Below are 6,448 nucleotides of genomic sequence, written 5' to 3' on the forward strand. Positions count from 1 at the left end.
CGCTCACAGGCTGGGGGCCAGTTCCACCATCCGTTCCACGTCGTTGCGGTAGGACAGCAGACAGGGCATGGGGATGTCGAGCCGTTCACCCGTCCGGATGACGTCGTCATAGATCTCGTACCGTTCCGCGGGCGCATAGCGCCCGTGATTGACCGAGATCCGCTGAGGCAGCTCCCCGCGGAGCATGAGCCGGACGGCAGGCGTCACCGTCGACGGTGGAAGCACGAACGGTCGGGCGTCCTGCGCAAAACGCACCTCCGCCCCGCGTGCGACGCAGATCTGCATGGCCTCCCGCCCGGCGTGCAGTGCGTCGTAAACGGCACGGTTGCTGCGCGTGAAACGCTCGAAGCCCCGAGCACGGGCGCCGCCGCATATCCAGGCCGTGGTACTGGCAAAATACACCCACAACCAGTGTTCCATGTTGGGATGGATCTCCGGACGAAAGCCGGCCTCGGCGAAAAGCGCGGCGAGACGGCCCACATTCTGCTCGGCGAGGTCCGTCATCGTTCCACCGATCGCCGTATTACCCGTGCTCGCCCCGAGCACGATCCCCCCTTCGAGGGCACCGTTCAACACGTTGTCGATGATGCTGCCACCGGCCCGGGGAGCACCCAGCACATACTGATCCTTACCCAGACAGGCATCGATGAAGTCCAGGCCGCGCCAGTTGTGGTTCAGGAACAACACGGTGGCCGAGCCCAGGTTCCGCGCGAGCGCGGGCAGGACGTCCGGGGTCTGGGTGTGCCGGACGGCAAGCACAACCAGCTCGACACCGTCCATCGGACGAAGCTCGGTGACGATACGGGGACGGAACCGCTCGGTGACCTCCCTGCGGCGTCTGCCCCGGACGTCAAGGATGCTCAGGTCGAGCCCGTCGACCCATCGGTCCACCTGCTGCGGGCGGACCAGCACGCTGACCTCGTGCCCGGCCCTTGACAGCGCCCAGGCGTGTAGGGTACCGATCACTCCACCACCGAACACCAGAACACGCATGGCATCCAGTATCCGAAGCCGGTGGGACGTTCGGCAGAGTCGCAGGCCCATCGCCGAGCAGCACAAAGACCCACCCGGCCATGGCCTTCCCGCGACCGGCCCGAAGGCCTGTCACCTCTCCCGGCTCACCCTTGCGGGCCGGGGAACCGGGGCGGGTCGGATGGCCGGTAGCCACCGGCGACCGATCTTTTTAGCTGCTCGACGAGTCTGGTTGCCGCGGCCTCCTGCGGGAGGCCGACAAGGTCAATATGAACGATACCGCGCAGCAGCCCGTCGGGCTCGCATTCCGCCACCCGTACCGGAATCAGTTTCCGTCGCATCCCGTTGGGGTCGGCCTGCCAGGCGGCCTGCCATTCGGCCTGCACCCACTCCGCCTGCAGATAGTTCGCCGACAGCACCACCAGCGTCCGCTTGGAATGCTTGATCGCGTCGTCGAGTCGCCCCACAACATGACTACCGGGCAGTACATCCCAGGTTTCGATGTGGACCCGGTACTTATGTGCCTCCAGCTCCCAGGCGATCCAGGTAGCCCAGCTCTCGTCCGGCTCGGCGGCGGAGATGAGGAAGTCCCAGCCGGCCGCGTCGGACGGCGTGTCGTCGGTGACCGCGCCGGCTCGTTCGGTCTCGGCGCTCAGAGCCGCGGCCGGCACCTGCAGCCAGGCCGTACCGGAGAACTTCGGAACCACGACATCGACCTTGTGGAACTCCCCTGGGTCGAGCCCACGAAGCCGCTCGGCAACAGTCGAGGCGTACAGCTCGTCGGAGACGATGAGCGCGAGCTCCTCGGACGGTATGTCCTGGAGCACCTGACGCACCGGTGGCGCGTCCACCAGCCGGGCCGCCACAACGGTCGGCTGACCGGCGAACCCGGTGTCATCGACGATCACGTCGCCGTGGTGCAACGCCACCCGCAACCGGACCCGACCGGTGTCGTTACGGGTCCGGTTGTAGGCCCGTAGCGCAATTCGCAGCTCGCGGACGAAGTCCGCGGCGATCCTCGCCTTGGGGATGCCGGCGGCGACCACGCCGAGAAAGCCGTCACCCCGGTCCTGCAACCGGACGGCGTCGGCGGGGATGCCGGTCCGCTCAAGGGCCTCATCGACGACCTCGCGCAGACCCCGGCGCCAGGCAAGCTGGACCAGGGTGCCGTGCCGGCTGAACCGCACGGCGTCCAGAGCGAGCACGGTGTAGGGCATCGGAAGATCGTCGGGTGCGGTGAACCAGCCCGACGTGTCTGCGGAGGCCCGCGCCTGCGCGAACACCGGATTCGCCGGGTAGCGCTCCGCGGCGGCGGCGAGGATCCGCTGCCGACCATCCGGTAACCCTCCGCTGTCAAGAAAGTTGTTCACCTCCGCCCAGAACGCCAGCGGCGTCTGCGCCGGCGCCCAGGACGGCTGGCCGAGTCGGTCCAGTCCGGCGCGTTCCAGTAACTGGACGGCGCTCAACGACGTCGCGAACGCACCCGCCAGCGCCCGGATCTCCTGGTCGGTCAACCGCTCGCTCAAAGCTCCCCCGTGGGTCAGGCTCCCCGTACATGCCGCCGGGTACATGCGGCCGCGTACATGCGGCCACCCGCGCGGGTCACCCCGCGCGGCACCGGCCGCGTCATATTCGCATGTTATGACCGAGAGCACCGACCCCGGTCGCCCCAGGGTTCACCGCACGCGCAGCGCGGTGGTACGATATCGTGTACCACTTTGGAGGTGAGGTAGCTGTGGCTGTCACCGCCAGCGAAGCACGCAAGCGCCTGTTCCCGCTGATCGAACAGGTCAACGCCGACCAGGAACCGATTGAGATCCTCTCCAAGCGCGGCACGGCCTACCTGGTGTCAGAGGCCCAGTTCCGGTCCATGCAGGAGACGGCTTACCTGCTACGTTCCCCCGCCAATGCCGCACACCTGGCGGCCAGCATCGCCGAGGCGGACGCAGGCGCCGTGGAGGAACACGAGCTGCTGGGCCCGTGAGGGTTGTTTTCACGTCGCGGGCCTGGGCCGACTACACGTCCTGGGCCGACGACCGCACGACGCTGCGCCGGATAAACCGCCTGATCGAGGAGTCGGCGCGCGACCCGGCCACCGGAATCGGTAAACCGGAGCAGCTGTCGCAGAATCTATCCGGGTACTGGTCGCGACGACTCACGGACGAACACCGTCTGGTCTACCATGTGCGCGGGGACGATCTGATCCTTATTCAGGTTCGCTACCACTACTGAATGGCCCGTCCCCGCTCACGCAATAGGGTTCGACGCGACAGTGATCGGCATGGGGGGCGTTCCTGTGTTCCGCGGAACGCACTGACCAGCTCGTCGGGTCGCTGTTCAGCTGGGTGATCGGGCGTTCGCTGTCCCGTGTGCGCTGATCGCTACCGCGGTTGCGCTAGAAGCCCCGCCGGGTGGGTACCGGGCGGGGCTTGGTGGGCAGGTTGTCGGGGTGCTGTGCACCGTGTCGCGGTGGTCGCCAGTCCGCCGCCCCCTTATTCGGCTCTTCGCAGTTGGCCAGAGGTCGTAGTCGTCTGATTACGTGGCGGTCGCGTATGCGGTTACGGTCGGTCGCCACGGCGGGCGGGCGGCACGGGAGGCGGTGTACCGGGCCCGGAGTCGCTGGTTGGCGACGTTGGTCATCCCGAACGCCACCCGGTAGATCAGCTTCGTGAGGCGGTTGACGCCCTCGGCGGCCGCGTTGGAGATCCCGTGCTAGACCGCGTTCGTGATCTCCTCGAGCCAGTTGTCGATGGTCTCGGTCGCGGTGACGAGCTCGGGGATGCCGGTACCGAAGGTCGCGACGTGGTCGAAGAACCGGAACAGCGCGTGCGCGATCTCGGTACGGGTGATCGGCCGGCCGGTCCGTGACGGGGAGAGCGCGAGCACCCTGAGCAGCAGGTTCTTCGCGGTCCAGGACACGCGCAGGTCGTAGGCGCCGTCGCCGTCGATCATGACAAGTTCGCCGAGCCCGTCGAGGATCTTCCGTCGGCCGCGGTCCGAGAGCCGGCCGGGCCCGTAGCGCAGCGCGTTCGTGAGCTGGTACTCGATGTCGGTGGCGCGGCCGCGCCGGCCGTGGAGCTGGTGGCTGATGCGTCGTCGCACGTCATCGCACATCGTGCCCATGTGCCGGGCCACGTGAAAATGATCAGCTGCGACGATCGCGTGCGGGAGCGCCTCGCGGGCGACGGCCCGGTAGGAGGTCGACAGGTCGATCGTGACCGCCCAGATCCCGTCGCGCCAGGCCGCCGGCTGGGCACGGATCCAGGCGCTCACGGGGGCCTTCGTTCGGGTCTCGACCACGCCGAGCAGGCCGTGCCCGCCCGCGGAGTCGGTCACCACGGTCTGCCAGCGGTCGGCCTCGGGTTCCCACCCGCCCTCGTCGCCGCGGCGGTAGCGCGGTTTCCCGCGGCGCTGGTCGTCGAGCCCGAGAACGCCCGTCGCGGGCAGCGGGCCGAACACTGACCGCAACCAGCGCCGGTTCTCCTGCTCGTCCTGCGGCTCGGTCCCGGGCTCGTCCACCAACGGCGACGCACCGGCCGCACCGGTGCGTGACCAGCACCGGCACCTCGTCAGCCTCCTCGCGCGCGGCCGGGCCGACGGCCGGCTCGTCGGCGAGGACCGGGGCGAGCAGGTCACTGGCCACCTCCTGCTCACTGACCGTGATGCCCGCCCGTTCGGTGAGCCCGACGAACGCGCCGTGCGCCGTGTGCCAGGCCACCCGCGCCCACCGCGCGGCCACGTCGACGGACAGCACGCCGTCACCGACCAGATGCCCGAGCGTGTCGAGCGCGGACAGCGTCACCCGCAGCGGCACCATCACGAAGTGCCGCGCCGTGTGGCCGACCCGCTCCTTCACGCGCACCGCCACGGCCCCGCAGTCAGGACAGCGACACTCCGTCTCCGGCGCCGTCACCACATGCAGCACCACCGAACCATCCGCCTCGAACTCCAACACCTCGGCCACGAACCCCGGCAACCCCAGCACCGCCGCCACCGCACGACCAGCCGTACCCTCGAACAACGACGCACCCGTTCTTCTGGCGATCACGGACCTTAGACAAGTCGCGACCTTCCCGGATGGGCGGGTACGTCCTTTTCACGACCCCAGACCTGTCACGCTCCGCCACAACAACAGGTCACGGATGGTCAGCTATCAAACACGATCTCTGGGCAAGTGCGGAGAGCCCGGATCCGACTACCGCCAAGGTTTCGGCGGAGGCGCGCTGGTACACCCCGGGGACGGGCGGGTTTGTCTCTCGGGACAGTGTGGGTCTGCCGTTGACGTCGGGGATCTCGGCGAACCGGTATGTGTATGGCAACGCGAATCCGCTGGCGTTCAACGATCCGTCGGGGCATTTTTCGCCCGGGGATTTTTTCCGGGAGGGTGTGCGGGACCTCAAGGTGGGTGCCCGCGGGGTTGGTGCGGTGGCCACGGTGGTGGAAGAGGTAGCGGTGCCGGTCGTGGAGGTCGCCGGTGAGGTGGTTGCGGGTGAGGTGGTTGCGGGTGCGGCTGTGGTTGCGTCGGCGCCTGGGTGGGTGCCGATTGTGGGGGCGGTCGTCGTTGGTGGCGCTTTGGGTGTAGCCGCCGGCTATGCATTTGATCGTTATGGGAATTCCCAGGCGAGGACGTCGCCGGCTCCTGTACCGGCTGTTGAGCGATCGCACTGGGTGGATTATGACGATTCGAATGATGAGTGGCCGCAGGATTCGCCGGCTACGCAAAATGATCGCACTATTGATGTCAAGCCGACGTTGAAGCCCCGGTTTACTTCTGGTGGGCGTGCTGTACAGGTGCACCCTCGTACGCAGCTGAAGCCCATACCGCTGCCGAAGCCCCGGATTCCACCGATGCCGCTGCCGCAGTTGAAGCAGCATGCGCCGGCGGGGCCGGTGTGGTCGGGGTCGCCGAATATTACGCCGCCGGATGGTTGGTCGGTGGCGGGGAAGCCGTTGGAGCTTGAAGAGTGTGCGCCGGGTGTCTGTGCGGATTCGTTGCCGTCGGGGGATGGGGCGTCCGGGCAGGGCACGGATGGTAGCTGCGCCTCGGCGGGGGGTCCGTCGCCGCTGGCGACCACCTGTCTGCCGGACGAGCCCGGGCCTGATCCGGCTGCGGGTGGCAAGGGCCGCCCACCCGGTGATGGTAAGCCCCCCGCCTTCCCCGACTCACCCGCCAACCCCGACGACAACCGAGAGAGGGTTCTGAGTTCTCTGTCAACGAGGAGCAGTTTGGAAGAAAATGGGGGAAGCACGCCCAGGACTACGGCCTCAATTTTGGTGACGCGGAGGCTCGCAAATGGTTCCGCATGCGAATGGATGACGTACGTTTCTCGTATGATGAGATCCGCCGAGGAGCGTGGAATCCGAAAGGAGGGGGAGGGAATGACTACTTCTTTTATCGTAAAGGCGACGATCTCCTGATTACGAAGGGAGATCGAGAGTTTGTTACTATGTTTCCGTTGTCTAGTCCGAATGGATG

Annotated in this window: 5 protein-coding genes and 1 pseudogene; 3 read left to right on the plus strand and 3 right to left on the minus strand. The window is 67.3% G+C overall.

What is annotated here, in order from left to right:
• Nucleotides 1-3: 3 nt before the first annotated feature.
• Both U9983_RS07855 and U9983_RS07860 read right to left on the minus strand, forming a co-directional pair.
• Nucleotides 4-993 carry a ketopantoate reductase family protein gene (locus U9983_RS07855; RefSeq protein ID WP_322749408.1) on the minus strand — a complete coding sequence of 330 codons (990 nt, stop codon included), beginning with the start codon at nucleotides 991-993 and terminating at the stop codon, nucleotides 4-6.
• A gap of 125 nt (nucleotides 994-1,118) precedes the next feature.
• Nucleotides 1,119-2,498, minus strand: a complete 1,380-nt coding sequence (locus U9983_RS07860) for a TIR domain-containing protein (RefSeq protein WP_322753386.1) — start codon at nucleotides 2,496-2,498, stop codon at nucleotides 1,119-1,121.
• A 209-nt stretch (nucleotides 2,499-2,707) separates the two neighbouring features.
• Between U9983_RS07860 and U9983_RS07865 the strand changes: the two genes are divergently transcribed.
• Entirely contained in the window at nucleotides 2,708-2,956 is a 249-nt protein-coding gene (locus tag U9983_RS07865) for a type II toxin-antitoxin system Phd/YefM family antitoxin (protein WP_322749410.1), read from the plus strand.
• Nucleotides 2,953-3,204: a Txe/YoeB family addiction module toxin gene (locus U9983_RS07870; protein WP_322753387.1), complete on the plus strand. Its 252-nt coding sequence runs from the start codon at nucleotides 2,953-2,955 to the stop codon at nucleotides 3,202-3,204. The genes U9983_RS07865 and U9983_RS07870 overlap by 4 nt, the downstream gene beginning before the upstream one ends.
• A 303-nt stretch (nucleotides 3,205-3,507) precedes the next feature.
• Here U9983_RS07870 and U9983_RS07875 read toward each other — a convergent pair.
• A pseudogene (locus tag U9983_RS07875) lies at nucleotides 3,508-4,734 on the minus strand (ISL3 family transposase).
• 315 nt (nucleotides 4,735-5,049) lie between these two features.
• On the opposite strand from U9983_RS07875, the gene U9983_RS27780 reads away from it, so the two are divergent.
• Nucleotides 5,050-6,390, plus strand: a complete 1,341-nt coding sequence (locus U9983_RS27780; RefSeq protein ID WP_416211302.1) for an RHS repeat-associated core domain-containing protein — start codon at nucleotides 5,050-5,052, stop codon at nucleotides 6,388-6,390.
• The last annotated feature ends 58 nt before the right edge of the window (nucleotides 6,391-6,448 follow it).

The sequence above is a fragment of the Protofrankia sp. Cas3 genome, assembly GCF_963555955.1.
Classification (GTDB): Bacteria; Actinomycetota; Actinomycetes; order Frankiales; family Frankiaceae; genus Protofrankia.

Bases quoted from the DNA above. Each gene is read 5' to 3' on its own strand.
- U9983_RS07855 (WP_322749408.1), bottom strand. From the start codon at position 993: ATGCGTGTTCTGGTGTTCGGTGGTGGAGTGATCGGTACCCTACACGCC.
- U9983_RS27780 (WP_416211302.1), top strand. From the start codon at position 5,050: ATGGGCGGGTACGTCCTTTTCACGACCCCAGACCTGTCACGCTCCGCC.